The sequence below is a fragment of the Microbacterium sp. p3-SID336 genome, from assembly GCF_025143365.1.
Lineage (GTDB): Bacteria > Actinomycetota > Actinomycetes > Actinomycetales > Microbacteriaceae > Microbacterium.
Window position 1 is genome coordinate 13,176 of record NZ_JALXPE010000031.1, and the last position, 25,032, is coordinate 38,207.

Below are 25,032 nucleotides of genomic sequence, written 5' to 3' on the forward strand. Positions count from 1 at the left end.
CGACCCGCGCGCCGGTCAGTACCAGTTCACAGCCTGCGAGTGCCCCCAGGCGCTGCACGGCGTGCCGTAGACGTCCGCGATGTAGCCGAGCCCCCACGCGATCTGCGTCGCGGCGTTGCTCTGCCAGTCACTGCCGGCCGAGGCCATCTTGCTGCCGGGGAGCGCCTGCGGGATGCCGGTCGCGCCGCTGGGGTTGTAGGCCTTGTAGTTCCAGCCGGACTCCTTGTTCCACAGCGAATTCAGGCAGGAGAACTGGTCCCCGCCCCAGCCGTAGCGGTCGGCCATCATCTGCTGCGCCGTGGCCTTGGCGCCGTCCACCGTGTTGGCGGAGGCGAGGGCGGCGGCGGCGGCAGCGGCCTGCTCGGCCGCGACGCGGGCGGCCTCCGCGGCGGCCTCCTCCGCGGCCTTCTGCTCCTGCGCGGCCGTGAAGGCCTGCTGCAGCGTGGCGGTCGCGCTGACGACTTCCTCCGTCTCGGCCGCGGCCTGCTCGGCGGTGACCGTCACGAGCAGCAGCGGGAGCGTGCTGCGGTCGGAGAGCGTGTCCAGGTCGTCCTCCAGCTGCGCGGTGTCGACGGGCGCCGCCGCGCTCACATCGAGCCCGGAGGCGGCGACCTCGGCGGTGAGAGCATCGGCCGCGGCGACCGCGTCCTCCCCGGCCGAGACCGTCATCACGGCCTTGTCGGCCATGCGCGTGAGCGGCTCGGCGCCGAACGCCTGGCTCGTGACGGCGGAGGCCGCGTCCGGGCGCTCGGCCCCGGCCGCGGGGGCGATGCCCACGGTGAGGGTGATGCCGACGAGCGCGGCGGCCGCGGTGCCGAGGATCAGCAGCGGGGTGCGAGCGGTGACAGTGGCGCGGGCGGCTGCCGCGTCGGAGGCGCGCCGAAGCGCACGGGTCTTCTGAAGCATGGGTTCGACTTTCGGGTCGTCGTACGCCCTTGCAGGGGACTCATCGGGAGCTCGCCCCAGGCGCAAGTCACCGAGTCTGCATCGTCAAGCTGAACAAAAACTAGCCCTCACCTGGGATTTTCATGAGAAAGGGCCCCGCGAGGCCAGCTGGCGACGTGGGGCCCTTCCCGAAGGATCGGCGTGCGATCAGGCGTTCGCGTCCTGACGCTTGAGACGCGAGGCCTCGCGTCCGCGGACCGTCTGGTCGAGGATCACCTTGCGGATGCGGACCTTCTCCGGCGTGACCTCGACGCACTCGTCGTCGCGCGCGAACTCCAGGCTCTCCTCCAGGGTGAGCAGACGCGGCGGCGTCATCGACTCGAAGTTGTCGGCCGTGGAGGAGCGCATGTTGGTGAGCTTCTTCTCCTTGGTGATGTTCACGTCCATGTCGTCGGCGCGCGAGTTCTCGCCGATGACCATGCCCTCGTAGACCTCTTCGGTCGGCTGCACGAAGAACGACATGCGCTCCTGCAGCGCGATCATCGCGAACGGCGTCACGACACCTGCGCGGTCGGCCACGATGGAGCCGTTCTGACGCGTCGTGATGTGCCCCGCCCACGGCTCGTAGCCGTGCGAGATGGCATTCGCGATGCCGGTGCCGCGCGTGGTCGTGAGGAACTCGCTGCGGAAGCCGATGAGGCCGCGCGAGGGGACGATGAACTCCATGCGCACCCAGCCGGTGCCGTGGTTGGTCATGTTCTCCATGCGGCCCTTGCGGTTCGCCAGGAGCTGCGTGATGGCGCCGAGGTGCTCCTCCGGCGTGTCGATCGTCAGGTGCTCGAACGGCTCGTAGGTCTTGCCGTCGATCTTCTTGGTGACGACCTGCGGCTTGCCCACCGTGAGCTCGAAGCCCTCGCGGCGCATGTTCTCGACGAGGATGGCGAGGGCGAGCTCACCGCGACCCTGCACCTCCCAGGCGTCGGGACGGCCGATGTCGACGACCTTGAGCGAGACGTTGCCGATGAGCTCGCGGTCCAGGCGGTCCTTCACCATGCGCGCGGTCAGCTTGTGCCCCTTCACCTTGCCCATCAGCGGCGAGGTGTTGGTGCCGATCGTCATCGAGATCGCGGGGTCGTCGACCGTGATGGCCGGCAGCGGCCGGATGTCCTCGGGGTCGGCGATCGTCTCGCCGATCGTGATGTCCTCGAAGCCCGCGATCGCGACGATGTCGCCGGGGCCCGCGGACTCGGCCGGGTAGCGCTCCAGGGCGCGGGTCTTCAGCAGCTCGGTGATCCGGGCGTTGCTGGTGGTGCCGTCGGAGCGCACCCAGGCGACGGTCTGCCCCTTCTTCAGCGTGCCGTTGAAGACGCGGAGCAGGGCGAGACGGCCGAGGAACGGGCTGGAGTCGAGGTTGGTGACCCAGGCCTGGAGCGGCGCCTCGTCGTCGTACGCCGAGGCCGGCACGTGCTCGAGGATCGCCTCGAACAGCGGCTCCAGGTCGTCGTTGTCGGGCAGCGATCCGTCGGCGGGACGGTTCTGCGACGCGGCGCCGGCGCGACCGGAGGCGTAGACCACCGGCACGTCGAGCAGGGCGTCGACGTCCAGGTCGGGCACGTCGTCGACCAGGTCGGAGGCGAGACCCAGCAGCAGGTCGTGCGCCTCCTCCTCGACCTCGGCGATGCGCGCGTCCGGGCGATCCGTCTTGTTGACCAGCAGGATCACGGGCAGCTTCGCCTCGAGCGCCTTGCGCAGCACGAAGCGGGTCTGCGGCAGCGGGCCCTCGCTCGCGTCGACGAGCAGCACGACGCCGTCGACCATCGACAGGCCGCGCTCGACCTCGCCGCCGAAGTCGGCGTGGCCGGGGGTGTCGATCACGTTGATCGTGATCTCCTTGCCGCCGGCGTGCTTGCCCTTGTAGGTGATCGCCGTGTTCTTGGCGAGGATCGTGATGCCCTTCTCGCGCTCCAGGTCGTTCGAGTCCATGGCGCGCTCTTCCACGTGCGAGTGTTCGCCGAAGGACCCCGTCTGGCGGAGCATCGCGTCGACAAGAGTGGTCTTGCCGTGGTCGACGTGGGCGACGATTGCGACGTTGCGGAGGTCAGAGCGGAGGGCGTGCGCCATACAAGGGTCCTCAAAAGGTGTGGGGTTGCGCCGGGAAGCCGACGTTCCAGGATAACGTACCGGCGGCCTGCCTTCCTGAGCGCAGGTCGTAGCATCGAGTTCGTGACCCCCGCCGCCCCTCTCCCCGCCCCGCGCGAGAGCCGCGCCCGCCTGTGGTGGGAGATCGCGATCGTGCTGGCCCTGGGGCTCGGACAGTCGGCGGTGTACGCGATCGTGCAGCTCGCCTATCGGCTCACCGACGACGTGCCCCTGGCGGACCAGACCGCCACGCTCAACCCCTCGCGCAGCGACCGCGAGCTGTTCGACCTGATCTATCAGCTGCTCTCGATCGGGTTCTCCCTCGTGCCGGTGCTGCTCGTGTGCTTCCTGCTCTGGCAGCGACGCCGCCCGCACCTCGCGCGGCTCGGACTGGACGGGACCAGGGTCATCGGCGACGTCGGCCGCGGAGTGCTCCTGGTGGTGGCCATCGGGGTGCCGGGACTCGCGCTCTACCTCGTCGGGCGCGCGACCGGGCTCTTCGTCGCCGTGAACCCCGCGGGCCTCGACGCGTACTGGTGGACCGTGCCCGTGCTCCTGCTCGCCGCGGCCCGCGCCTCGCTGCAGGAGGAGTTCGTCGTGCTCGGCTACCTGTTCGCGCGGCTCCGGCAGCTCGGCTGGTCGCCCTGGGCCATCATCGTCGCCACCTCGGTGCTGCGCGCGAGCTACCACCTGTATCAGGGCCCGGGCGCCTTCATCGGCAACCTCGCGATGGGCCTGCTCTTCGGATGGCTGTTCCAGCGCTCCGGACGGCTGCTGCCGTTCCTGGTGGCGCACTTCCTGATCGACGCCACCGTCTTCGTCGGCTACCCCTGGGCGGCCGCCACCTGGCCGAGCCTGTTCGGCCTGCCCGGCTGACCCGGATCAGGTGGCGTTCACGAACACCAGTGCCGCGGCCGCCCACAGCACGATCACCGCGAGCGCGATCAGCGCGGCACCGTCCCACGTGCGACGGATGGGCGCGTCCGCCGTCGCGGGGGCCGCGCTCCAGCGGTCCCTGATCGCTGTCAGGGCCTGCAGCCCCGCCGGCACCTTGGGCTCGTCGTCCTCGCTGCGGCTCGGCCGCGGCGGGCGCGCCCTGGCCGGGCCTCCCCAGCAGCTGACGGTGCGGCCGTCGTCGAGCTGGAACTCCAGCTGCCAGCGCATATCGATGTCGCGCACCCGCGCCCAGCCGAAGCTCGTGCGGCGCAGCAGGTTGCGCACGGTCACGCCCTCGGCATCCACGCGCACGGACGACACGAAGCTGATCTCGTAGACGATCCACAGCGCCAGCAGCATCCACGGTGCGATCAGCAGCGCCTGCACGACGCTGCCGTTCACGACGGTGTCTCCGAGCAGGAACAGCACGAGCAGCACGCTCAGCACCAGGATGACCGTGCCCGAGGACGCACGGTAGAGCCGTGCGTCCTCGGGGTGTGCGGACGGGGCCACGCTCAGTGGCCGCCCAGCGGGATGGAGGCTCCGGGGATGGCCTGCAGCAGCCGCTCCGTGTACTCCTCCTGCGGGTTCGCGAAGATCTCGTCGACCGTGCCCTGCTCGACCACGCGCCCCTTCTCCATCACGCACACGAGGTCGCTGGAGACCCGCACCACGGCGAGGTCGTGCGTGATGAACAGGTACGTCAGATCCAGTTCGGACTGCAGGTCGGCGAGGAGCTTGAGGATCTGATCCTGCACCAGGACGTCGAGCGCCGACACCGCCTCGTCGAGCACGATGATGTCGGGCTTGAGCGCGAGCGCCCTGGCGATCGCGACGCGCTGTCGCTGACCGCCCGAGAGCTCGTTCGGGTACCGGCTGGCGAGCTCCTGCGGGAGAGCCACCTGCTCCAGCAGCTCCCTCACCCTGGCCCGGTGCGACGCGCGGTCGCCGACGCCGTGGATCTGCAGCGGCTCCGCGATCGTGTTCCCGATGTTGCGCAGCGGATCGAGCGAGCCGTACGGGTCCTGGAACACCGGCTGCATACGCCGCCGGAGCCCGAACGCCTGCGAGGCGGACAGGCCGGACACGTCCTGCCCGTCGATCTCGATCGTCCCGCTGGTCGGATCCTCGAGCTTCAGCACCATCTTCGCGACCGTGGACTTGCCGGACCCCGACTCGCCCACGAGCGCGAGCGTCTTGCCGCGCGGGATCTCGAACGACACGTCGTCGACCGCCCGGAAGGCCTCGCTGCGGAAGTTGCCCTGACGGATCTTGAAGTCCTTCGTCAGCCCCGCGACCCGGACGGTCGGCGGGATGGCGGCGAGGTCCTCCGTCGTCTCGATGCCGCGGTCCTCCACGACGGCCTGGATGCGCTGCGACGCCACGCTGGGTGCCGCGGCGACCAGCCGCTTGGTGTAGGGGTGCTGCGGGTTCTCGAGGATCTGCCTGCTCGGGCCGGCCTCGACGATGTTGCCGCCGTTCATCACGATGATCTTCTCGGCGCGCTCGGCGGCGAGACCCAGGTCGTGCGTGATCAGCAGCACCGACGTGCCCTTGTCCCGCGTGAGCGAGGCCATGTGGTCGAGGATCACCCGCTGCACCGTCACGTCGAGCGCCGAGGTGGGCTCGTCGGCGATCAGCAGCTTCGGGTCGGCCGCGAGGCCGATGCCGATCAGCGCCCGCTGGCGCATGCCACCGGAGAACTGATGCGGATACTGGTGCAGACGCCGCTCGGCGTCGGCCAGCCCCGCCTGCTGCAGCACCTCGATCGTGCGCTCCTTGGCGGCGGCGCGACCGCGCGCGATGCCGTTGGCGCGCACCGCCTCCTTGACCTGGAACCCGATGCTCCACACCGGGTTCAGGCTCGACATCGGATCCTGCGGGACGAAGCCGATGTCGCGACCGCGCACCGCCTCCATCTCCCGTCGGCCGAGTCCGGTGAGCGGGCGCCCTTCGAGGGTGATCGAGCCGCCCGTGATCGTGCCGGTTCCGGGGAGCAGGTCGACGATGGCCGTGGCCGTGGTCGACTTGCCGGATCCGGACTCGCCCACGATGGCCACGGTCTCGCCCGGCATCACATCGATGCTGACCCCGTGCAGGACCTCGCGCATGCCGCCCTGGCCGCGGAACGCGACCGTGAGGTCGCGCACGCTCAGCAGCGGGATCTGTGCGGCGTTGTGCTCGCTCATCGGCGTGCCCTCGCCTTCGGGTCGAGGGCGTCTCGGATGAGCTCGCCCAGGCTCACGAACGCGAGCACCGCGAGGGTGAGCGCGATCGACGGATAGATGAGCGACATCGGCGCGATGCGCAGAGCCGCCTGCGCCTGGCTGATGTCGTTGCCCCATGACACGACCGTGCCGCCGAGACCGACGCCCAGGAACGACAGCGTCGCCTCGGCGACGATCGCCGCCGCCAGCCCGAGCGTCGAGACGACGAGCAGCGGTGCGATGCCGTTCGGGATCACGTGGGTCAGCAGGGTCTTGGACCGCGACTGGCCGAGCGAGCGCGACGCCATGACGAAGTCCGCCTGTCGCACCCGCAGCACCTCGGCGCGCACGACGCGCGCCGTCGAGGCCCACGAGAACCCGCCGATCGCGAGCGCCAGCGTCCACACCGAGCGGTACTCCGAGAAGACCGTCATCACGACCAGAGCCGCGAGGATGTACGGGATCGCGAAGAAGATGTCGCCGATGCGCGACAGCAGCGCGTCGAGCCAGCCGCCGTAGAATCCGGCCAGCGCGCCCATGATGAGCCCGAGCACGGCCGAGATCACGGTGGCGATGAGGCCGACGGCGAGCGACGTCTGCGCTCCCCAGACGACGCGGGCGTAGATGTCGCAGCCCTGGAACGTGTACCCGAGCGGATGGCCCGGCGTCGGTCCCTCGTTGCTGTACATGAGGTCGCACGCACGGGGCGACACCTGCGTGAACAGGGTCGGCCACAGCGACATCAGGATGAACACGGCCGCGAGGACCACCGAGAACCAGAACAGCGGGCGACGACGGAGGTCGCGCCACGCGTCACGCCACAGGTTGCTGGGCTTCTCCGACACGCGGACGGCGTCGACGGCGATCGTCTCCGTCTCCACCGGGGCGACGTAGTGCTTGTGCGTGGTGGGATCAGACATAGCGAATCCTCGGGTCGAGCAGACCGTAGAGCAGGTCGATGACAAGGTTCACCAGCACGTACAGGATGACGAACACGGTGACGAAGGAGACCACCGTGGGCCCCTCCCCGCGGATCGCCGCCTGATACAGCGTGTTGCCGACACCGGGGACGTTGAAGATCCCCTCGGTCACGGTGGCGCCGACGAGGAGCACACCGAAGTTCGTGGCGGAGTTGGTGATGACGGGGATCAGGGAGTTGCGCAGCACGTGCACGGGGATCACGCGTCCGCGCGAGAGTCCCTTGCTGTACGCCGTGCGCACCCAGTCCTGGTTGAGCGTGTCGATCACCGAGCTGCGCATCAGGCGCATGCTGACGGCGAAGAGACTGAACCCGAGCACGAGTGCGGGGAGCCAGAGGCCGCCCCAGTCGTTGTCGGCTCCGACGGTCGGGCTGAACCATCCCCACTGGATCGCGAGGAAGTACTGCGCCAGGAAGCAGAGCACGAAGATCGGGATCGCGATCGCGATGAGCGCGACGAGAAGCGCCGTCGTGTCGAAGAGCTTGCCCTTGCGCAGCGCCGAGATCGTGCCGATCGAGATCGCGAGCGTGAACTCGATCCCGATCGCCATGATGGCGAGGCGGCCGGTGACGGGAAGCGTCTCGGCGAGCACGTCGGAGACCGAGCGGCCCGAGAACGTGGTGCCGAGGTCGCCCTGGAAGACACCGGTGATGTAGTACCAGTACTGCACCAGGAACGGGTCGTTCAGGTGGTACTCCTCGCGCAGCGCGTTGACGAGCGCCTCACTGGGCGTGCGATCGCCGAACAGAGCCAGGATCGGGTCCCCCGGCATGGCGAAGACGAGGAAGTAGATGAGCAGGGTGGCCCCGAAGAACACGGGGATCACCTGGAGAAGACGTCTGAGAATGTAGCTGAGCATCCGCTGTCCCTTTCGGGAGGGCGCGAGCAGGCACGACGGGAGCACCCGACGAGGCGGTGACGGAGACCGTCACCGCCTCGCGGATGCGAGATCCGTCAGGCCTATTCGGCGGCCTTCGTGATCTCGTAGTACAGCGGGACCGAGTTCCAGCCGAACGTGACGTTGTCAACGGTGTCGGCGTAGCCGCCGGTCACGTTGGAGTACCACAGCGGGATCGCGGGGAGATCGTTGAACAGGATCTCCTGCGCCTTCGTGAACTCCTCGACCTGGGCCGCGGTGTCGGTGTTGCTGATGCCGTCGGCGATCAGCTTGTCGAACTCGGGGTTCGAGTAGTTGCCGTCGTTCGAGCCGGCGTTGGTCGCGTAGAGCGGGCCGAGGAAGTTGTACAGACCGGGGTAGTCGGCCTGCCAGCCCGAGCGCGCCGCCGTCTTGATGGCGTCGTTGTTGATCTGCTCGCGGATCACCGAGAAGGTCGGGTACGGGTCGCCCGATGCCTCGATGCCGAGCGTGTTCGAGATCGCGTTGGTGACCGCGTCGACCCACTCCTGGTGGCCGCCGTCGGTGTTGTAGGCGATCTTGAACTCGCCCTCCCACGGGGCGATGGCGTCGGCCTCGGCCCACAGCTCCTTCGCCTTCTCGGGGTCGTACTCCAGGACCTCGGCGCCGGGGATCGAGTCGGACCAGCCGTCGATGACCGGCGACGTGAAGTCGGAGGCCGGGGTGCGGGTGCCGAAGAAGATCTTCTCCGTGATCTGCTCGCGGTCGAAGGACATCGAGATCGCCTGACGACGGAGGATGCCCTCCTCGCCGGAGAAGTGCGGGAGGAACTGACCGATCGTGAACGACTGGAACACGGCCGACGGCTGGTTCACCGCACGGTCGCCCAGGTCGTCCTGGAAGGTCGGCAGCGACACGGCCGGGATGACGTCGATGACGTCGACCTTGTTGCCCTGCAGGTCGGCGTACGCCGCGTCCTGCGTCGCGTAGAAGATGATCGACAGGCCGCCGTTGGCCGCCTTGCGACCGCCCTGGTAGTCGTCGTTGCGGACGAGGTCGATCTGCACGTCGTGCTGCCAGGCGCCCTCGCCGTCGAGCATGTACGGGCCGTTGCCGATCGGGTTCTCGCCGAACGCGTCGATGTCCTCGAAGGCCACGTCGGGCAGCGGGTAGTACGCCGAGTAGCCCAGGCGCAGCGCGAAGTCGGCGGCCGGCTTGTTCAGCGTGATCGTGAACGTGTAGTCGTCGACCTGCTGCAGACCGGACATGTCGCCCTGCGCGCCGTAGACGTCTGGCGTGTTCTGGAAGCCCTCGATGTCCTCGAAGAAGTAGTTCGAGAGGTGCGCGTTTTCGACCTGAGCACCGTAGTTCCACGCCTTGATGAAGTTGTCGGCTGTGACCTCCTCACCGTTGGAGAACGTCTGGCCCTCCTTCAGCTTGACCGTGAGGTGCTGCGGGTCCTCGGTCGTGATCTCCTCGGCCATGTCGTTGACCGGCTTGCCCTCGGCGTCGTAGTACACGAGCCCTGCGAAGATCTCGTCGAGGATCTTGCCGCCGCCGACCTCGTTCGTGTTGGTCGGGATCAGCGGGTTCTCGGGCTCGGAGCCGTTCGTCGTGATGATGGCATCCGGGTCGGCCTTCGCCCCGCCGTTGTCGCCGTCACCGGTGTTTCCGGATCCGCCTGCGCAGCCCGCGAGCGCCAGAGCGCCGACCGCGAACAGCGCGACGCCCGCCAGGGCGATCTTGTTGCGCTTCACTTTGTGTCCTCCTGTGGACGTGGGAATACTGCGCGCGCATCATCGAGCGCGCAGGGATACCTGAGCGTAACCTGCGGGTCGACGTTCAGCCGCACTGAGCTAACGAACTGTTACTGAGTGGTGACCAATCGTCACGCGCCGGAAACACGGCGCAACGCCGACGGCGCCCGCCCCCGGTGCAGCGGTCGCGACGCCGTCGGACGAGGGTGCCGGGCTCAGGCGAATGCCTCCACGGGAGGGCATGCGCAGACGAGGTTGCGGTCGCCGTACGCCTGGTCGACGCGGCGGACCGGCGGCCAGTACTTGGCGGCCACGAGGGCGGCCACCGGATACGCGGCCTCCTCGCGGGTGTAGGCGTGCGACCACTCCCCCGCGATCAGCGACACGGCGGTGTGCGGCGCGCGCACCAGCGGGTTGTCGTCGGCAGGCCAGCGACCGGCCGCGACCGCATCCGCCTCGGCCTTGATCATGACCATCGCCTCGATGAACCTCTCGATCTCGTCGAGGTCCTCCGACTCCGTCGGCTCCACCATGAGTGTGCCCGCCACCGGGAAGGACATGGTCGGCGCGTGGAAACCGTAGTCGATCAGGCGCTTGGCGACGTCGTCGACCGTGATCCCCGTCGCCTCCTTCAGCGGCCGCAGATCGAGGATGCACTCGTGCGCGACGCGGCCGTTCTCCCCCGTGTACAGGACCGGGAAGTGGTCGGCGAGGCGCGCGGCGATGTAGTTCGCCGAGAGCACGGCCGCCGCGGTCGCCCGACGAAGGCCGTCCGCGCCCATCATCCGCACGTACGCCCACGAGATCGGGAGGATGCCCGCCGAGCCGTACGGCGCCGCGGAGATCACGGGGCCCTCGAACGTGTGGCCGCCCACGTGCTCGGCGCGCTGCGCCAGCGGGTGCGACGGGAGGAAGGGCGCGAGGTGCGCCTTGGCCGCCACGGGACCGATGCCGGGGCCGCCGCCGCCGTGCGGGATCGCGAACGTCTTGTGCAGGTTGAGGTGCGAGACGTCTCCGCCGAGGTCGCCGAACCGGGCGTAGCCGAGGAGTGCGTTGAGGTTGGCGCCGTCGACGTACACCTGCCCGCCGGCCTCGTGCACCGCGCTCGTGATCTCCACCACCTGCTCCTCGTACACGCCGTGCGTCGACGGGTACGTGATCATGAGGGCCGACAGGTCGTCGGCGTGCTGGGCGATCTTGGCGCGCAGGTCGTCGAGGTCGACGTTGCCCAGCTCATCGGTCGCGACCACGACCACCTTCATGCCCGCCAGCACCGCGGAGGCCGCGTTCGTGCCGTGTGCCGACGAGGGGATCAGGCACACCGTGCGGTGCTGGTCGCCGTTCGCGTGGTGGTAGCCGCGGATCGCGAGGAGCCCGGCGAGCTCGCCCTGGGACCCGGCGTTCGGCTGCAGCGACACCGCGTCGTAGCCGGTGACCTCGGCGAGCCAGCCCTCCAGCTGATCGATGAGCTCGAGGTAGCCGCGGACGTCGGCCTCCGGGGCGAACGGGTGGATGCCCGCGAACTCGGGCCAGGTGATCGCCGCCATCTCGGTCGCCGCGTTCAGCTTCATGGTGCACGAGCCGAGCGGGATCATGCCGCGGTCGAGCGCGTAGTCGCGGTCGGCGAGGCTCTTGAGGTACCGCATCATGGCGGTCTCGCTGCGGTGGGCGTGGAACACCGGGTGCGTGAGGTACTCGTCCTGGCGGCGCAGCGCGGACGGCAGCGCGTCGGCCGCGCCCGCGATGAACGCGAAGCTGCGCTCCTGCTTCCCGCCGAACACCATCGCGACCTGATGCAGCTCCGTGATCGTCGTGGTCTCGTCCACCGCGATGCCGATGGTGTCGGCGTCGGCCACGCGCAGCAGGATCCCGTAGCCGCCGCGCGCCTGGTCGGCATGCTCCGCGGCCCTCCCGGGGGTGCGCACCGTGAGCGTGTCGAAGAAGTGCTCGTGCACGACCTCCACGCCCGCCTCGACCAGCCAGCCGCGCAGCAGCGTCGCCTTGGCCGCCACGTCCCGCGCGATCGCGCTGAGACCGTCCGGCCCGTGGTAGACCGCGTACATCGAGGCCATCACGGCGAGCAGCACCTGCGCCGTGCAGATGTTGGACGTGGCCTTCTCCCGCCGGATGTGCTGCTCGCGCGTCTGCAGCGCCAGGCGGTAGGCGGGCTTGCCGTCCGCGTCGACCGAGACGCCGACCAGGCGCCCCGGCAGCTGCCGCTCGAGCCCGGAGCGCACCGCCATGTAGCCGGCGTGCGGTCCGCCGAAGCCCATCGGCACGCCGAAGCGCTGCGTGGTGCCCACCGCGACGTCGGCGCCGAGGGAGCCGGGCGAGGCGAGCAGGGTGAGCGCCAGCAGGTCGGCGGCGGCCACCGCGAGTCCTCCGGCGAGGTGCACGGCGTCGAACACGGCCGTCGGGTCCCAGACCCGCCCGGACGCGCCCGGGTACTGCACGAACACGCCGAACAGCGCGGCGGGCAGCTCCTCGCCGGCCGTGAAGTCGACCGTGACGAGCTCGATGCCCAGTGCCTCGGCGCGCGAGGCGAGCATGGCCCGCGTCTGCGGCAGCGCGTCCGCGTCGACCGCGAACACGTTCGACCCCGACTTCGAGGCCCGGCGGGCGAGCAGCATCGCCTCGACCACGGCAGTGGACTCGTCCAGCATGGACGCGTTCGCCGTGGACAGCCCGGTGAGCTCGGCCACCATGGTCTGGAAGTTGATGAGCGCCTCCAGGCGGCCCTGGGAGATCTCCGGCTGATACGGCGTGTACGCCGTGTACCACGACGGGTTCTCCAGCACGTTGCGCTGGATCACCTGCGGGGTGATGGTGCCGTGGTAGCCCAGGCCGATCATCGAACGGTTCACCGCGTTGCGCGACGCGAGGGCACGGAGCTCGGCCAGGGCCTCGGTCTCCGTCGCGGCAGCGGGAATCCGCGAGGCGGCGGCGGCGGCCTCGGGGCCGGTGTAGATGGACGCGGGCACGGCCTGACGCATCAGCGTCTCGACCGGGGTCAGCGCGCCGTCCTCCGCGGCGCCGATCCCCAGCGCGTCGAGCATGGTGCGCTGTGCGGCGTCGGTGGGTCCGATGTGACGATCGGCGAAAGCAACCACTTCTGGATCAGCCCTCCGTGAGTGCGACGTAGGCGTCGCGGTCCAGCAGTCCGTCGAGCGCACCGTCCGCGACCGAGACCTTGAGCAGCCAGCCGCCGTCGAACGGCTCGGCGTTCACGAGCGACGGGTCGTCGACGACGGCGTCGTTCACGGCCGTCACGGTGCCGGCGACCGGAGCGTAGAGCTCCCCCACCGACTTGGTCGACTCGATCTCGCCGACGACGGAGCCGGCGGTGATCTCGGTGCCGACGGCGGGCAGCTCGACGAACACCACGTCACCGAGCTTCTCGGCGGCGTAGTCGGTGATCCCGATCGTCACGGTGTCGCCGTCGGCGGCGATCCACTCGTGCTCCTCGGTGTAGTGCAGTGCGCTGAGGTCGGTCATCTGTTCCTCCGGTAGAAAGGCAGGGCGGTCACGGTCGCGGGGATGCGGGTCCCCCGCACATCAAGGAATACTGCGGTTCCCTCTTCGGCGGAAGAAGGGTCGACGAAGGCCATCGCGATGGGGTGGCCGAGCGTCGGGCTCAGGGCGCCGCTGGTGATCTCGCCCAGGGGTGCTCCGTCGGCGTCGACCACCGCGTAGCCGGCGCGACCGGCGCGCTTGCCCTCCGCGGCGAGGCCCACCAGCACGCGGGCGTCCGGCTGCGCCACGGCGTCCTTGCCGACGAAGCGCTCCTTCGCGGAGACGACCACGCGGCCGAGCCCGGCCTGGGCGGGCGTCGTGTCGAGGCTCAGCTCGTGGCCGTACAGCGGCATGCCGGCCTCCAGGCGCAGGGTGTCACGGGCGGCGAGCCCAGCGGGCACCAGCCCGTGCGACTCCCCCGCCGCGAGCACCGCGTCCCACAGGTCGACCGCGAGCGCCGCCGGCACCAGCAGCTCGAAGCCGTCCTCGCCCGTGTAGCCGGTGCGCGCCAGGAGCAGCGGCTGCCCGGCGAACGAGGCCGACGCCCACGCGTAGTACTTCTGCTCGGCCAGCGGCACGCTCACGTCGGCGATCGCCGCGGTGTCGGCCAGGATCTGCTCCGCGTTCGGCCCCTGCACCGCGAGGAGCGCGTAGTCGTCCGAGACGTCGGCCACCGCGACATCGGCGACGGCGGACGGCTCGATGCGCTCCTGGAGTGCCGCCCGCACCGCATCGCGGTTCCCGGCGTTCGAGATGATGAGGAAGTCCTCGTCGGCCAGGCGGTACACGATCACGTCGTCGACGATGCCGCCCCGGGAGGTCAGCAGCAGCGAGTACTTGGCCTTCCCGACCGCGAGCGCCGAGAGCCGACCGGCGAGCGCGTAGTCGAGGTAGTCCGCCGCGCCGGCGCCGCGCACGGTGAACTCGGCCATGTGCGAGATGTCAAACAGGCCGGCGGCCCGGCGCACCGCGTGGTGCTCGGCGAGATCGGAGGTGTAGCGCACCGGCATCTGCCAGCCGCCGAAGTCGGTGAACGACGCGCCGAGCGCCTCATGGCGCGCACGCAGCGGGGTGTAGCGGGGTTCGGACATGGAGTTCTCCCGGACTGGTCGGGCGGGACGGCGACATCGTCGTCCCTCGGAACTCCCCCTCTGTCATCGGCCTGAGAGTTTCGCCCGCGCGGACGCGAGGCTTTCACCGTCGGCGGATCCCCCGACGAGCGGGGATCGCTTTCCAGAGCGGCCGGACCAGCGCGGTACGCGTACCTGAGAGATTGGCGGGGAGGCTTGCTCCTTCGGTGCCCGGCTGCGTTCGCCGGGGCTCTCCCGCGGTGGTCGTTCGGCCTGTCTTCGATTGTGGCTTCAGTCTAGCGGGACACCGCGGCGGCCGCGTGCCCTCGACGCGACGCCCGCCACGGACGCAGGAGCCCGAGGCCGCCGCTCAGAGCCCGGCGAGCTCGGCGCGCACCTCGTCCCGCAGACGACCCAGGTTCTCCGGCTCCGGCGCCGCGCCCAGCAGGGTCTTCGTGTACTCGTGCTGGGGGTTGAGGATCACCTCGTCGGCGGGCCCGCGCTCCACCACGTCGCCCTTGTAGAGCACCATGATGTCGTCCGAGAAGTGCCGCGCGGTCGCCAGGTCGTGCGTGATGTAGAGCACACCCAGGTTCTCCTCCCGCTGCAGCTCGGCGAGCAGGTTGAGCACGCCGAGTCGGATCGACACGTCGAGCATCGACACGGGCTCGTCGGCCACGATGAAGCGCGCGCCCGGGGCCAGCGCCCTGGCGATCGCGACACGCTGTCGCTGTCCGCCGGAGAGCTCGTGGGGGCGGCGCTCCGCGAAGTCCTCCCCCGGCGTGAGCCGCACGCGCTCCAGCAGCTCCACGACCCTGGCGCGCACCTCGGCGCTGCGCAGCTTCGGGTGGTGCAGGCGGATCGGCCGCTCGAGGTGGTGCGCGATGGTGTGGAAGGGGTTCAGCGAGGCGAACGGGTCCTGGAACACCATCTGCACGTCCGAGCGGTAGCGCTCGATGGCCCGCCCACGCGCGCTGGTCTCCTCCCCGTCCAGGAGGATGCTGCCGGAGGTCGGCGTCTCGAGCTTCATGAGCATGCGCGCGATGGTCGACTTGCCGGAACCCGACTCGCCGACCAGCGCGGTCGTGCGGCCGGGCTCCAGCGTGAAGGAGACGTCCTTCACGGCGTGCAGCACGCTGGTGCGGAAGCCCGAGCGCAGGTGGAAGTCCTTGACCAGGTTGCGGACCTCGAGGGAGCCCGCCGCGCGGTCGGTCCCGGTGTTCGCGCTCATCGCGCCGCCTCCTGGCTCACGCCGCTGCGCACGAAGTCGCCCCGCTCGCCCGTGAGCGAGGGGAAGCTCGAGAGCAGCCGCCGGGTGTACTCGTGCTGCGGCGTGCGGTAGATCTCCTCCGCCGTGCCCTGCTCGACGATGCGGCCCTGCAGCATCACCGCGATCCGGTCGCTGATCTCGATCAGCATCGGCAGGTCGTGGGTGATGAAGATCACCGCGAACCCGAGCCTCTCCCGCAGGCGCATGATCTCGCGGATGATGCCACGCTGCACGACCACGTCGAGCGCAGTGGTCGGCTCGTCCATGATCATCACCTGCGGGTCGAGCGCGAGCGCCATCGCGATCATCATGCGCTGGCGCATCCCGCCGGACAGCTCATGAGGGAAGCTCGTGAGCCGGGCGGGGTCGACCCCCACCAGCGTGAGCAGCTCCTCCGCCCGCTGCTGCTTGTCCTTCCTGGACATGCCGGGGCGGTGCGTGTCGAAGATGTCGAAGATCTGCGCCCTGACGTCGATCACCGGGTTGAGGGAGTTCATGGCCCCCTGGAACACCATCGAGATCTTGTCCCAGCGGAATGCGCGGAGGCCCTCGCCGTCGAGACCGACGATGTCGATGTCGTGGCCGTCGCGGTCGTGGAACACGATCTCGCCGTCCGTCATCAGCGCCGGCGCCTTGAGGAGCCGGTTCAAACCGTAGGCGAGGGTGGTCTTCCCGCAGCCGGATTCACCGGCGAGACCGAGGATCTCGCCGCGGTTCAGCGTCAGGGTGACGTCCCGCACGGCCTTCACCGGCGGATCGACCTCGTACTCGATCGAGACGTTCCTGGCGGTCAGCACGGCGTCGCTCATGCGGAGACCCCCTTCTTCTTGGCGGCCTTCCGCACGCGCCGCGCGGCGTCGGGTGCGGTGCGCAGCTTGGGATTGATGACCTCGTCGATCGCGAAGTTGATGAGCGCGAGGCCGGCGCCGATCGCGGCGATCAGCAGACCGGGCGGCACGAACCACCACCACGCGCCACGGCCGAGCGCCTGCCCGGACTGCGCGTCGTTGAGGATCGAACCCCACGTGATCGAGGAATTCGGGCCGAGGCCGAGGTACGACAGCCCCGCCTCGCCCAGGATCGCGAAGATGATCGCGAAGAGGAACTGCGCCGTCAGCAGCGGCAGCAGGTTGGGCATGATCTCCACGAGGATGACGCGAAGCGACCGCTCCCCCGCCACCTTCGAGGCCGAGACGTAGTCCCTGGTGCGCAGCGACCGCGTCTGCAGTCGCAGCACGTAGGCGGCGCCGGCCCAGGCGGTGATGCCGAGCACGAACGCGACCAGCTGCCAGCTGCGCTGCGGGACGAACGAGGCGATCACCATCACGAGCGGCAGCCCGGGGATCACGATCATGACGTTGGTGATGAGCGAGAGCGCGTCCTCGCGCCAGCCACCGAGGTAGCCGGCGAGCACACCGAACACCAGGGAGAGCACGATCGCGATCCCGCCGGCGGTCACCCCGACGAGCAGGGAGCCCTGGGCGCCGATCGCGAGCTGGGCGAACACGTCGTTGCCGAGCTTGGTGGTGCCGAGCCAGTGCTCGGCGGACGGCGGCTGCAGCGCGGCGTTGTCGGTGCTGCGCGGATTCTGCGTGAAGAACGGCGCGATGACGGCGAACAGCACGATGGCGAGCACGATCGTCGCACCGACGATGAACTTCGGCGAGGTGCTGGGCAGGACGCGGCGACGACGGCGCTCCTGGCGCTGCGTGGCCACGGCGACCGTGCCCTCGGGAGCGACGGCGGGCGGCTGCTCCACGAGGAGCGGATTCTTCGTGTCAGACATTCTGGCGAGCCCTCGGGTCGATGAAGCCATAGACGAGGTCCATGAAGAAGTTGGCGACCAGCACCGTGATGGTGATGACGAGGAAGAGCCCCTGCATCAGTGCGTAGTCGTTGTTGGTGACGGCCTGGAACATGAGCTTTCCCACGCCGGGGTACGTGAAGACCTGCTCCATCACGATCGAGCCGGCCACCACGAACCCGAGCGTGATCGAGAAGCCGGCGATGGAGGGGATGGCGGCGTTGCGCGCCGCGTACGTCATCATGATGCGACGCGGGCGCAGGCCTTTGGCCTCGGCGGTCAGCACATAGTCCTCGGCGAGCGTGGAGACCATCATGTTGCGCATGCCGAACATCCAGCCGCCGACCGAGCTGATCACGATCGTGAGGGCCGGGAGGATCGAATGCGCGACGGCATCGCTGAAGAACGCCCAGGTCGGCTCGGGGCCGTTCGGGAAGTCGAACACGTCGTAGCCGCCGAAGATCGGGAACCACCCCAGGCCCACCGCGAAGACCGCGACGAGGATCAGGGCCATCCAGAAGTACGGGATGGACTGCAGCACCGTGGTGGCGGGGATCAGGTGGTCGACCCAGGTCCCGCGCTTCCATCCCGCCCAGGCGCCGAGCAGCACGCCGAGCAGGAAGGAGATGACGGTCGCGGTGCCGACGAGCACGAGCGTCCAGGGGAGGGCGCCGGCGATCAGGTCGGCGACCGGTGTGGGGAACTTCGTCACCGACACCCCGAGGTCGCCACGGAGCATGCGCCCCCAGTAGGCGATGTACTGCTCCCAGAGCGAGGAGTCGTCCCCGCCGAGCAGGAGCTTGATGTTGCGGATGGTGGTCTCGGAGACCTCTCCGCCTGCCCGCTGCATCTTGGCGATCATGATGTCGGCGGGGTCCCCCGGCATGAGCCGGGGAAGCAGGAAGTTGATGGAGATCGCGGCCCACAGCGTGAACGCGTAGAACCCGATCCTTCGTGCATAGAACTTCATGTCACAGTGTCCTGACTTCCTGCTTCCCCGACTCCTCTCGGCCTTACTGGACGGGCTTGATCTGCGTCAGCACGTACCCGGCGGCGATCGCACCCCACGACGGCGGGAAGGCGTAGAGGTTCTCCTCGGTCGGCCAGCCCGTGTAGTCCTTCGTGTTGTAGAAGGTCTGCGTGGCGTTGATCACGAGCGGGATGTAGGGCAGGTCACGCACGATCTCGGACTGGATCGTGGCGTACAGCTCCTTCTTCGTCGCCTCGTCGTCGGTGCCGATCGCGGACTGGATCGCCGCGTCGACCGTCGGGTTGTTGTACCGGCTGAAGTTCCACCGGCTGGTCGGGACGTCCTGCCCGACAGGGCTGGTCGACTGCACCTGGGTGCCGCCGAACCAGTCGCGGTAGATCTGGAACGGGTCGGCGATGGTCGTGCCGATGACACCGCCCACGATCAGCTCGTACTGACCGGACTGACGCGCGTCGACGAACTCCTGCCACTGCACCGTCGAGGTGGTGATCTTGATGCCGGCGGCCTCCGCCTGCTCGGCGATCAGCTTCGCGGCGTCGTTGTAGTCGGTCCAGCCGTCGACGGAGATGAGGCTGAGCTCGACCGGCACGCCGTCCTTCTCGTAGATGCCGGAGGAGCCCTTGGTGTAGCCGGCGGCCTCCAGGATCTCGCCGGCCTCGGCGTCGTCGGCCTCCTGCGGGCTCACCTCGTACGCGGGGTCGGTCAGCCACTTCTCGTCACGCGGCAGCAGCGTGTAGGCGGGCGAGACGTCGCCCGTGAGACCCACGAACGCCTTGTCCTTGATGGTGGTGCGGTCGATCGCGACGTTCAGCGCCTGGCGGACGGCGACGTCGGTCTGCGCACCGGTGCAGCCGAGCTCGGCGTTGGAGCAGGTGTAGAGCACCGTCGGGTCCTGCGGCGTGTTGATCCACTCGATCTTGCCGTTTCCCGTCACGTCATCCGGGTTCGGGATGAACATGCCCGTCCAGTCCAGCTCGCCCGCGGCGAGGAGGTCCTGAGCGGTCTGGTTGTTGTCGACGGCGATGTACTGGACCTTCTTCACCCCGAGTTCGTCCGCATCGCGGTAGTTCTCGTTGGCGACCAGCGTGTACGACTCGCTGGTGGTCTTGTCGACCACGTACGGGCCGGAGCCGACCGGCTCCTCGTTGGTGAAGTTCGCGTAGTCAGTGATCTCCTCCCAGATGTGCTTGGGCAGGATGTAGCTCGAGCCCATGCGCTGGAACTCGGTGGTGTACTGCGGGATGGAGTACGTGAGGACGGCCGTGGTCTCGTCGGTCGCCTCGGCCGAGACGAGGCCGTTGCCGGTGGGGTTGTTGGCTTCGTACATGAAGGAGAACACGACGTCCTCCGCGGTGAGCGGCTCGCCGTCGCTCCACTTCAGGTCCGGCTTGATCTTGACCGTGATCTGCGTGCCGTCCTCGTTGTACTCGAAGGAGTCGCCGATCAGACCGATGGGCTCCTCGTCCTTCGTCTTGTTGTAGAAGAACAGGGGCTCGTAGATGGGGCCGAGCGCGCCGTGGAGCACGGTCGGTGCGAACGGGTTGTAGTTCGTGGTGATCGGGGTCTGGCTGCCGGCCCACACGCGAAGGGCGCGGTCGCCGTCGGCGTTTCCGCCTTCGCTGCCGCCGCCGCTGCCACAGGCGGTGAGGCCCAGCGCGAGGACCGAGGCCCCCGCGACCGCCGTGAGCGCGAGCTTGCGCTTTCCGTTACGGATCATTCTTCATTTCCTCTCGGTGCTGCACTGCAGGAGGGATTTCTCCGGATGGAGCCGAACCCCGGGCTTGGGGTTCACGGGAACCCCGGGAGAAGGGGCCCGCGGCCGCCCTCGAAGGGGTTTGTTAGGACAGTAACCTAACAAACCCTCGTCGGCGGAACAAGCCCGACCACCTCGCAGAGATAACGTTTCGGACTCGGCGGCCCCGGCGTCATCCGCGTGCACTAAGGGTCGCGTTGACACTAAGATCGACGGTGGAGGTTAAGGTAGTTATGACTCAAAGCTCGGACATCCGGGTCGCCGTCTCGACGGTCATCCTGACGCTGCGGCGTTCCGACGACGGCGCCGCCGTGCTGGCACTCCCCCTCGTCCGGCGCACCCGCGAGCCCTTCGCCGACCGGTGGGCGCTTCCCGGCGGCTGGCTCACGGTCGAGGAGTCCCCCGTCGACGCCGCCGCCCGCACCCTGGCCGAGACCACGGGACTGTCGCCCAGCTACCTCGAGCAGCTCTACGCGTTCGGCGCGGTCGACCGCTCCCCCACCCGCGTGGTGTCGATCGTGTACTGGGCCCTGCTGCGCCAGGACGACGTGCAGGAGCAGATCGCCGCCCACCGCGCCTCCGGCCGCGCGCCGGAGAACGTGCGCTGGTTCGATGTCGAGGACCTTCCCGCCCTCGCCTTCGACCACGCCCGGATCATCGAGTACGCGCTCTGGCGCCTGCGCAACAAAGTCGGCTACAGCCGCGTCGCCCAGGGCTTCCTGCCCGAGGAGTTCACCCTCGCCGAGCTCAGGGAGGCCTATGAGTCGATCCTCGGCCGCCAGCTCGATCCCGCCAACTTCCGCCGCCAGGTCGAGGCCGCGGGCAACCTCCTGCCCACCGAGCGCTTCCGCACCGGCAGCCACCGCCCCGCCCGGCTGTACCGGGACAACACCGACCTCGAGCTGGCCGACCGCGGCCCGCTCGGACCAGAAGAGACGAGCATCCGATGAGCACCACCCTCGTTCCCACGCCCGCCGTCCCGCCGCTCGACGCCTCGGTCGACCACGCGATCCAGGCCATCGTGAGCGGTGCGTCCACCGACGCCACGTGCGCGACCGACCTCGCGGCTGGGCCCTGGGACTTCGACTCCCGCCCCGGATACGGCCCCGGCTCCTCGATGGGGGACGTCATCCCCGCCGGCGCCCCCCGCCAGGGCGAGCTGCCCGCCGCCTACCGCGAGGCGGGCGAGGCCGAGCTGGACGAGCGCATCCGCGCGGCCAAGGCGACCCTGGGAGACCGCGTCGTGATCCTGGGCCATTTCTACCAGCGCGAGGAGGTCGTGAAGCACGCCGACGACGTGGGCGACTCCTTCCAGCTCGCGACCGCCGCCCAGGGCCGCGGCGACGCGGAGGCCATCGTCTTCTGCGGCGTGCACTTCATGGCCGAGACCGCGGACCTGCTCTCGCAGCCGACGCAGGCGGTGATCCTGCCCAATCTCGCCGCGGGCTGCTCGATGGCCGACATGGCGGACATCGACCAGGTCGAGGAGTGCTGGGAGCAGCTCGGCGACGTGCTCGGAGACCTCGACACCCCGGACGACGACGGCCTGCTGCCGGTCATCCCGGTCACCTACATGAACTCCTCCGCCGCGATCAAGGGCTTCGTCGGGCGGCACGGCGGCATCGTGTGCACCTCGTCCAACGCGCACACCGTGCTCGAGTGGGCGTTCGCACGCGGACGCCGGGTGCTCTTCTTCCCCGACCAGCACCTGGGCCGCAACACCGCCAAGGCCATGGGCGTGCCGCTCGACCGCATGCCTCTGTGGAACCCGCGGCGAGCGCTCGGCGGCTCCACCGCGGAGCAGCTCGTCGACGCGCAGGTGATCCTGTGGCACGGCTTCTGCTCCGTCCACCGGCGCTTCACCGTCGCGCAGATCGAGCAGGCCAGGGCGGAGCACCCCGGCGTCCGCGTGATCGTGCACCCCGAGTGTCCCATGGAGGTGGTCGACGCCGCCGACGAGGCCGGATCGACCGAGTACATCCGCCGCGCGATCGACGAGGCGACGGAGCCGACGACCTTCGCCGTGGGGACCGAGATCAACCTCGTGCGCCGACTGGCCGCCCAGTACCCGCAGCACCGCATCTTCTGCCTCGACCCGGTCGTGTGCCCCTGTTCGACCATGTACCGCATCCACCCCGGCTACCTCGCGTGGGTGCTGGAGGAGCTCGTCGCCGGACGTACGCCCAACCGGATCACGGTCTCCGCCGACGTCGCCGAGCCCGCGCGGCTCGCGCTCGAGCGCATGCTGGCCGCGAAGCCGCCCGCAACGGCCGGAGCACGATGAACGTCGTCGTCGTCGGCACGGGCATCGCCGGGCTCACGGCCGCGCTGCACGCGCACGAGAAGGGGCACGCGGTCACGGTCGTGACGAAGGGCACGCTCGGCGAAGGCTGCACGCTGTTCGCGCAGGGCGGCATCGCCGGCAGCCACGGCCAGGGTGACTCCCCCGCCGCCCATGCCGCCGACACCCTCGCTGCCGCCGCCGGGCTCGCCGACCCCGCGGCCGTCGACGTGCTCGTGCGTGCGAGCGGCGAGCGGATCGCGGAACTCGCCGCGCGCGGCGTCGCGTTCGACAGGGCCGCGGACGGCACTCTGCTGCGTGGGCGGGAGGCGGCACACAGCCACGCGCGCGTCGCTCACGCCGGCGGCGATGCGACCGGAGCCGCGATCTCCGTGGCCCTGACAGCCGCCGTCCCGCGCGCCGGCATCGTCGTCCTGCCGCACACGCTCCTCACGGACCTCGTGGTCGACGACGGCGCTGTGGCCGGTGTCCGCGTGCTCACGGGCGACGCGATCTCGACCATCGCCGCCGACGCGGTGGTCCTCGCGACCGGCGGGGCGGGGCAGCTGTACTCGCGCACGACCAACCCCGCCGACGTCACGGGCGACGGCATCGCCGCGGCACTGCGCGCGGGAGCCGCCGTCGCCGACCTGGAGTTCGTGCAGTTCCACCCCACCGTGCTCGCGACGGGTCCCGCGTTCCTGATCTCCGAGGCGGTGCGTGGCGAGGGCGCCGTCCTGCGCGACGCCGCGGGGCGGCGCTTCGTCTTCGACCACCACCCGGACGGCGAGCTCGCACCGCGCGACGTCGTGGCGAGGGCGATCGCGAGTCAGGCCGCGCGTCAGGAGTCGCCCGTGCTGCTCGACGCGACCGCGCTCGGCCGTGCCACGCTCGCCCGCCGTTTCCCGACCATCGACCGCACCACGCGCGAGCGCGGCTACGACTGGTCCCGGGAGCCGCTCCCGGTCACTCCGGCAGCGCACTTCCTGATGGGCGGCATCGCCACGGATCTGGACGGACGCACGTCGCTCCCCGGGCTCTACGCGGTCGGCGAGGTCGCCCGCACGGGGGTGCACGGCGCCAACCGTCTCGCCTCGAACTCCCTGCTGGAAGGGGCCGTGTTCGGCGCGAGGGCCGCTGCCGCGCTCGGCACCCCGTGGCCACGGGCCGAGGCACCCGCCACGACGGCACCCGCCACGACAGCACCCGCCACGGAGGCACCCGCGACGGAGGCACCCGCGACGGAGGCACCCGCCACGGAGGCACCCGCGACGGAGGCACTCGCGGGCGCCATCGCACCGCAGACACCGGCGATCCCCTTCAGCCGCTCGGCACTCCAGCAGCTGATGTGGGACGAGGTCGGGCTGAGCCGCACCGCCGAAGGCCTCCAGCGCGCACTCACGCTGCTCCGCGCCTGGGCCTCCGCGCCGCGGCAGCCCCGCACCGCACGCGAGCACGAGGACGCGAACCTGCTCGTGGTCGCCGAGGCCACCGCAGCGGCCGCCCTCGCGCGCCACCGTTCGGTCGGCGCCCACCACCGGGCCGACGCCGCCACCCGCGCCCCGGAGGGCCGCTCCCGTCCCGATGCCGTTGCGCCCGCGCCCACCGCCGGCGCAGCGCCCGCCCCTGCCGCACGCACCGCCGGGTCCACGCTCGCGCCTGCCGTGCGCCCCGAGACCGACGCGACCCCGGCACAGCCCCGGGCCGCCCGACCGCCGATCCTGGAGACCGTCTGATGCTCACCCGTGCCACCCTCACCCGCGTCGTCGGAGCCGCCCTGGAGGAGGATGCGCCCTGGGGCGACCTCACCAGCACCACCCTGCTGCCCGCCGGGGCCACCGCGACCGCCGACCTGGTGGCCCGCGAGCCCGGCGTGTTCAGCGGTGGGGAGGTCTTCGCCGCCGCGTTCAGCCTCACCGATCCGGAGGTCACCGTGGACCTGCACGTGGGCGACGGCGACGCGTTCGTCGCGGAGGATGTGCTCGCCACGGTCACCGGCCCCGCGCGCAGCCTCCTCACCGCCGAGCGGGTCGCGCTGAACTTCGCTCAGCGCATGAGCGGCGTCGCCACCCTCACGGCCGCGTACGTGCGGGCGGTCGAGGGCACCGGCGCGCGCATCGCGGACACCAGGAAGACCACGCCCGGCCTGCGCGCGTTGGAGCGGCATGCGGTCGCGGCGGGCGGCGGACGCAACCACCGCTTCTCGCTGTCGGATGCGGTCATGGCGAAGGACAACCACCTCGCCGTGCTGCAGCGCACAGGACAGGACCTCGCGACGGCCCTGCGCGACGCCCTGTCCCGGCTTCCGCACACCGCGCACGTCGTGGTCGAGGTCGACCGCCTGGATCAGATCCCCGCGGTGCTGGACGGCGGCGCGCACACGGTGCTGCTCGACAACTTCTCCCTCGACGACCTGCGCGAAGGCGTCGCTCTGATCGCGGGCCGCGCGACCGTGGAGGCGTCGGGCGGCGTCGACCTCGACACCGTGCGCGCCATCGCGGAGACCGGCGTCGACGTGATCTCGGTCGGCGCACTGACCCACTCGGCGCGTGCGCTCGACCTGGGACTCGACCTCCGAATCGACTGACGC

20 protein-coding genes and 1 riboswitch are annotated in these 25,032 nt (G+C 70.1%); of the genes, 5 read left to right on the forward strand and 15 right to left on the reverse strand.

Annotation, left to right across the window (positions count from 1 at the left end):
- Positions 1 to 15 precede the first annotated feature (15 nt).
- Positions 16 to 906, reverse strand: a complete 891-nt coding sequence (locus M3C17_RS10775) for a phospholipase (RefSeq protein WP_259977713.1) — start codon at positions 904 to 906, stop codon at positions 16 to 18.
- Positions 907 to 1,092: 186 nt separating this feature from the next.
- A complete protein-coding gene (gene typA / locus M3C17_RS10780; protein ID WP_259977714.1) occupies positions 1,093 to 3,006 on the reverse strand; it encodes a translational GTPase TypA in 1,914 nt (637 codons plus the stop codon).
- A gap of 102 nt (positions 3,007 to 3,108) precedes the next feature.
- Between typA and M3C17_RS10785 the strand changes: the two genes are divergently transcribed.
- A complete protein-coding gene (locus M3C17_RS10785; protein WP_259977715.1) occupies positions 3,109 to 3,900 on the forward strand; it encodes a CPBP family intramembrane glutamic endopeptidase in 792 nt (263 codons plus the stop codon).
- Between the two features lie 6 nt (positions 3,901 to 3,906).
- On the opposite strand, the gene M3C17_RS10790 is transcribed toward M3C17_RS10785, so the two are convergent.
- The 13 genes from M3C17_RS10790 to M3C17_RS10850 form a co-directional block, all read right to left on the reverse strand.
- On the reverse strand, positions 3,907 to 4,473 hold the full coding sequence (locus tag M3C17_RS10790; RefSeq protein WP_259977716.1) for a PH domain-containing protein: 567 nt from the start codon (positions 4,471 to 4,473) through the stop codon (positions 3,907 to 3,909).
- Positions 4,474 to 4,475: 2 nt separating this feature from the next.
- Positions 4,476 to 6,149, reverse strand: a complete 1,674-nt coding sequence (locus tag M3C17_RS10795) for an ABC transporter ATP-binding protein (RefSeq protein WP_259977717.1) — start codon at positions 6,147 to 6,149, stop codon at positions 4,476 to 4,478.
- Positions 6,146 to 7,087 carry an ABC transporter permease gene (locus M3C17_RS10800; RefSeq protein WP_259977718.1) on the reverse strand — a complete coding sequence of 314 codons (942 nt, stop codon included), beginning with the start codon at positions 7,085 to 7,087 and terminating at the stop codon, positions 6,146 to 6,148. The genes M3C17_RS10795 and M3C17_RS10800 overlap by 4 nt, the downstream gene beginning before the upstream one ends.
- Entirely contained in the window at positions 7,080 to 8,006 is a 927-nt protein-coding gene (locus tag M3C17_RS10805; RefSeq protein WP_259977719.1) for an ABC transporter permease, read from the reverse strand. Before M3C17_RS10805 ends, M3C17_RS10800 begins: the two co-directional genes overlap by 8 nt.
- Positions 8,007 to 8,107: 101 nt before the next feature.
- Entirely contained in the window at positions 8,108 to 9,760 is a 1,653-nt protein-coding gene (locus M3C17_RS10810) for an ABC transporter substrate-binding protein (RefSeq protein ID WP_259977720.1), read from the reverse strand.
- 215 nt (positions 9,761 to 9,975) lie between these two features.
- A complete protein-coding gene (gene gcvP, locus M3C17_RS10815) occupies positions 9,976 to 12,816 on the reverse strand; it encodes an aminomethyl-transferring glycine dehydrogenase (RefSeq protein ID WP_396820030.1) in 2,841 nt (946 codons plus the stop codon).
- Positions 12,817 to 12,877: 61 nt separating this feature from the next.
- The gene (gene gcvH, locus M3C17_RS10820) at positions 12,878 to 13,255 is read right to left on the reverse strand and encodes a glycine cleavage system protein GcvH (RefSeq protein ID WP_259977722.1); all 378 of its coding nucleotides are present in this window, start codon (positions 13,253 to 13,255) and stop codon (positions 12,878 to 12,880) included.
- Positions 13,252 to 14,364 carry a glycine cleavage system aminomethyltransferase GcvT gene (gene gcvT / locus M3C17_RS10825; protein ID WP_259977723.1) on the reverse strand — a complete coding sequence of 371 codons (1,113 nt, stop codon included), beginning with the start codon at positions 14,362 to 14,364 and terminating at the stop codon, positions 13,252 to 13,254. Before gcvT ends, gcvH begins: the two co-directional genes overlap by 4 nt.
- 152 nt (positions 14,365 to 14,516) lie before the next feature.
- A riboswitch (glycine riboswitch) is annotated at positions 14,517 to 14,611 on the reverse strand.
- Positions 14,612 to 14,713: 102 nt separating this feature from the next.
- Positions 14,714 to 15,574 carry an ABC transporter ATP-binding protein gene (locus M3C17_RS10830; protein WP_259977724.1) on the reverse strand — a complete coding sequence of 287 codons (861 nt, stop codon included), beginning with the start codon at positions 15,572 to 15,574 and terminating at the stop codon, positions 14,714 to 14,716.
- Entirely contained in the window at positions 15,571 to 16,422 is an 852-nt protein-coding gene (locus M3C17_RS10835) for an ABC transporter ATP-binding protein (RefSeq protein WP_259977725.1), read from the reverse strand. Before M3C17_RS10835 ends, M3C17_RS10830 begins: the two co-directional genes overlap by 4 nt.
- Complete coding sequence (locus M3C17_RS10840; protein ID WP_259977726.1) at positions 16,419 to 17,399, reverse strand: ABC transporter permease; 981 nt, start codon at positions 17,397 to 17,399, stop codon at positions 16,419 to 16,421. Before M3C17_RS10840 ends, M3C17_RS10835 begins: the two co-directional genes overlap by 4 nt.
- Positions 17,392 to 18,387 carry an ABC transporter permease gene (locus M3C17_RS10845; RefSeq protein ID WP_259977727.1) on the reverse strand — a complete coding sequence of 332 codons (996 nt, stop codon included), beginning with the start codon at positions 18,385 to 18,387 and terminating at the stop codon, positions 17,392 to 17,394. Before M3C17_RS10845 ends, M3C17_RS10840 begins: the two co-directional genes overlap by 8 nt.
- Positions 18,388 to 18,430: 43 nt before the next feature.
- Complete coding sequence (locus M3C17_RS10850) at positions 18,431 to 20,125, reverse strand: ABC transporter substrate-binding protein (RefSeq protein ID WP_259977728.1); 1,695 nt, start codon at positions 20,123 to 20,125, stop codon at positions 18,431 to 18,433.
- Between the two features lie 269 nt (positions 20,126 to 20,394).
- Between M3C17_RS10850 and M3C17_RS10855 the strand changes: the two genes are divergently transcribed.
- From M3C17_RS10855 to nadC, 4 genes are read left to right on the forward strand one after another with little or no spacing between them, the layout of a single operon-like run.
- Complete coding sequence (locus M3C17_RS10855) at positions 20,395 to 21,111, forward strand: NUDIX hydrolase (protein ID WP_259977730.1); 717 nt, start codon at positions 20,395 to 20,397, stop codon at positions 21,109 to 21,111.
- Positions 21,108 to 22,445: a quinolinate synthase NadA gene (gene nadA, locus M3C17_RS10860; protein ID WP_259977731.1), complete on the forward strand. Its 1,338-nt coding sequence runs from the start codon at positions 21,108 to 21,110 to the stop codon at positions 22,443 to 22,445. The genes M3C17_RS10855 and nadA overlap by 4 nt, the downstream gene beginning before the upstream one ends.
- Positions 22,442 to 24,178 (forward strand): L-aspartate oxidase, encoded by a 1,737-nt coding sequence (gene nadB, locus M3C17_RS10865; RefSeq protein WP_259977732.1) that lies wholly within the window; start codon positions 22,442 to 22,444, stop codon positions 24,176 to 24,178. The genes nadA and nadB overlap by 4 nt, the downstream gene beginning before the upstream one ends.
- Positions 24,178 to 25,029 carry a carboxylating nicotinate-nucleotide diphosphorylase gene (gene nadC / locus M3C17_RS10870; protein ID WP_259977734.1) on the forward strand — a complete coding sequence of 284 codons (852 nt, stop codon included), beginning with the start codon at positions 24,178 to 24,180 and terminating at the stop codon, positions 25,027 to 25,029. The genes nadB and nadC overlap by 1 nt, the downstream gene beginning before the upstream one ends.
- Positions 25,030 to 25,032: the final 3 nt, after the last annotated feature.

Bases quoted from the DNA above. Each gene is read 5' to 3' on its own strand.
- M3C17_RS10775 (WP_259977713.1), bottom strand. From the start codon at position 906: ATGCTTCAGAAGACCCGTGCGCTTCGGCGCGCCTCCGACGCGGCAGCC.
- typA (WP_259977714.1), bottom strand. From the start codon at position 3,006: ATGGCGCACGCCCTCCGCTCTGACCTCCGCAACGTCGCAATCGTCGCC.
- M3C17_RS10795 (WP_259977717.1), bottom strand. From the start codon at position 6,149: ATGAGCGAGCACAACGCCGCACAGATCCCGCTGCTGAGCGTGCGCGAC.
- M3C17_RS10800 (WP_259977718.1), bottom strand. From the start codon at position 7,087: ATGTCTGATCCCACCACGCACAAGCACTACGTCGCCCCGGTGGAGACG.
- M3C17_RS10805 (WP_259977719.1), bottom strand. From the start codon at position 8,006: ATGCTCAGCTACATTCTCAGACGTCTTCTCCAGGTGATCCCCGTGTTC.
- gcvP (WP_396820030.1), bottom strand. From the start codon at position 12,816: ATGCTCGACGCGCTGGGGATCGGCGCCGCGGAGGACGGCGCGCTGACC.
- gcvH (WP_259977722.1), bottom strand. From the start codon at position 13,255: ATGACCGACCTCAGCGCACTGCACTACACCGAGGAGCACGAGTGGATC.
- gcvT (WP_259977723.1), bottom strand. From the start codon at position 14,364: ATGTCCGAACCCCGCTACACCCCGCTGCGTGCGCGCCATGAGGCGCTC.
- M3C17_RS10830 (WP_259977724.1), bottom strand. From the start codon at position 15,574: ATGAGCGCGAACACCGGGACCGACCGCGCGGCGGGCTCCCTCGAGGTC.
- M3C17_RS10835 (WP_259977725.1), bottom strand. From the start codon at position 16,422: ATGAGCGACGCCGTGCTGACCGCCAGGAACGTCTCGATCGAGTACGAG.
- M3C17_RS10840 (WP_259977726.1), bottom strand. From the start codon at position 17,399: ATGTCTGACACGAAGAATCCGCTCCTCGTGGAGCAGCCGCCCGCCGTC.
- M3C17_RS10845 (WP_259977727.1), bottom strand. From the start codon at position 18,387: ATGAAGTTCTATGCACGAAGGATCGGGTTCTACGCGTTCACGCTGTGG.
- M3C17_RS10850 (WP_259977728.1), bottom strand. From the start codon at position 20,125: ATGATCCGTAACGGAAAGCGCAAGCTCGCGCTCACGGCGGTCGCGGGG.
- M3C17_RS10855 (WP_259977730.1), top strand. From the start codon at position 20,395: ATGACTCAAAGCTCGGACATCCGGGTCGCCGTCTCGACGGTCATCCTG.
- nadA (WP_259977731.1), top strand. From the start codon at position 21,108: ATGAGCACCACCCTCGTTCCCACGCCCGCCGTCCCGCCGCTCGACGCC.
- nadB (WP_259977732.1), top strand. From the start codon at position 22,442: ATGAACGTCGTCGTCGTCGGCACGGGCATCGCCGGGCTCACGGCCGCG.
- nadC (WP_259977734.1), top strand. From the start codon at position 24,178: ATGCTCACCCGTGCCACCCTCACCCGCGTCGTCGGAGCCGCCCTGGAG.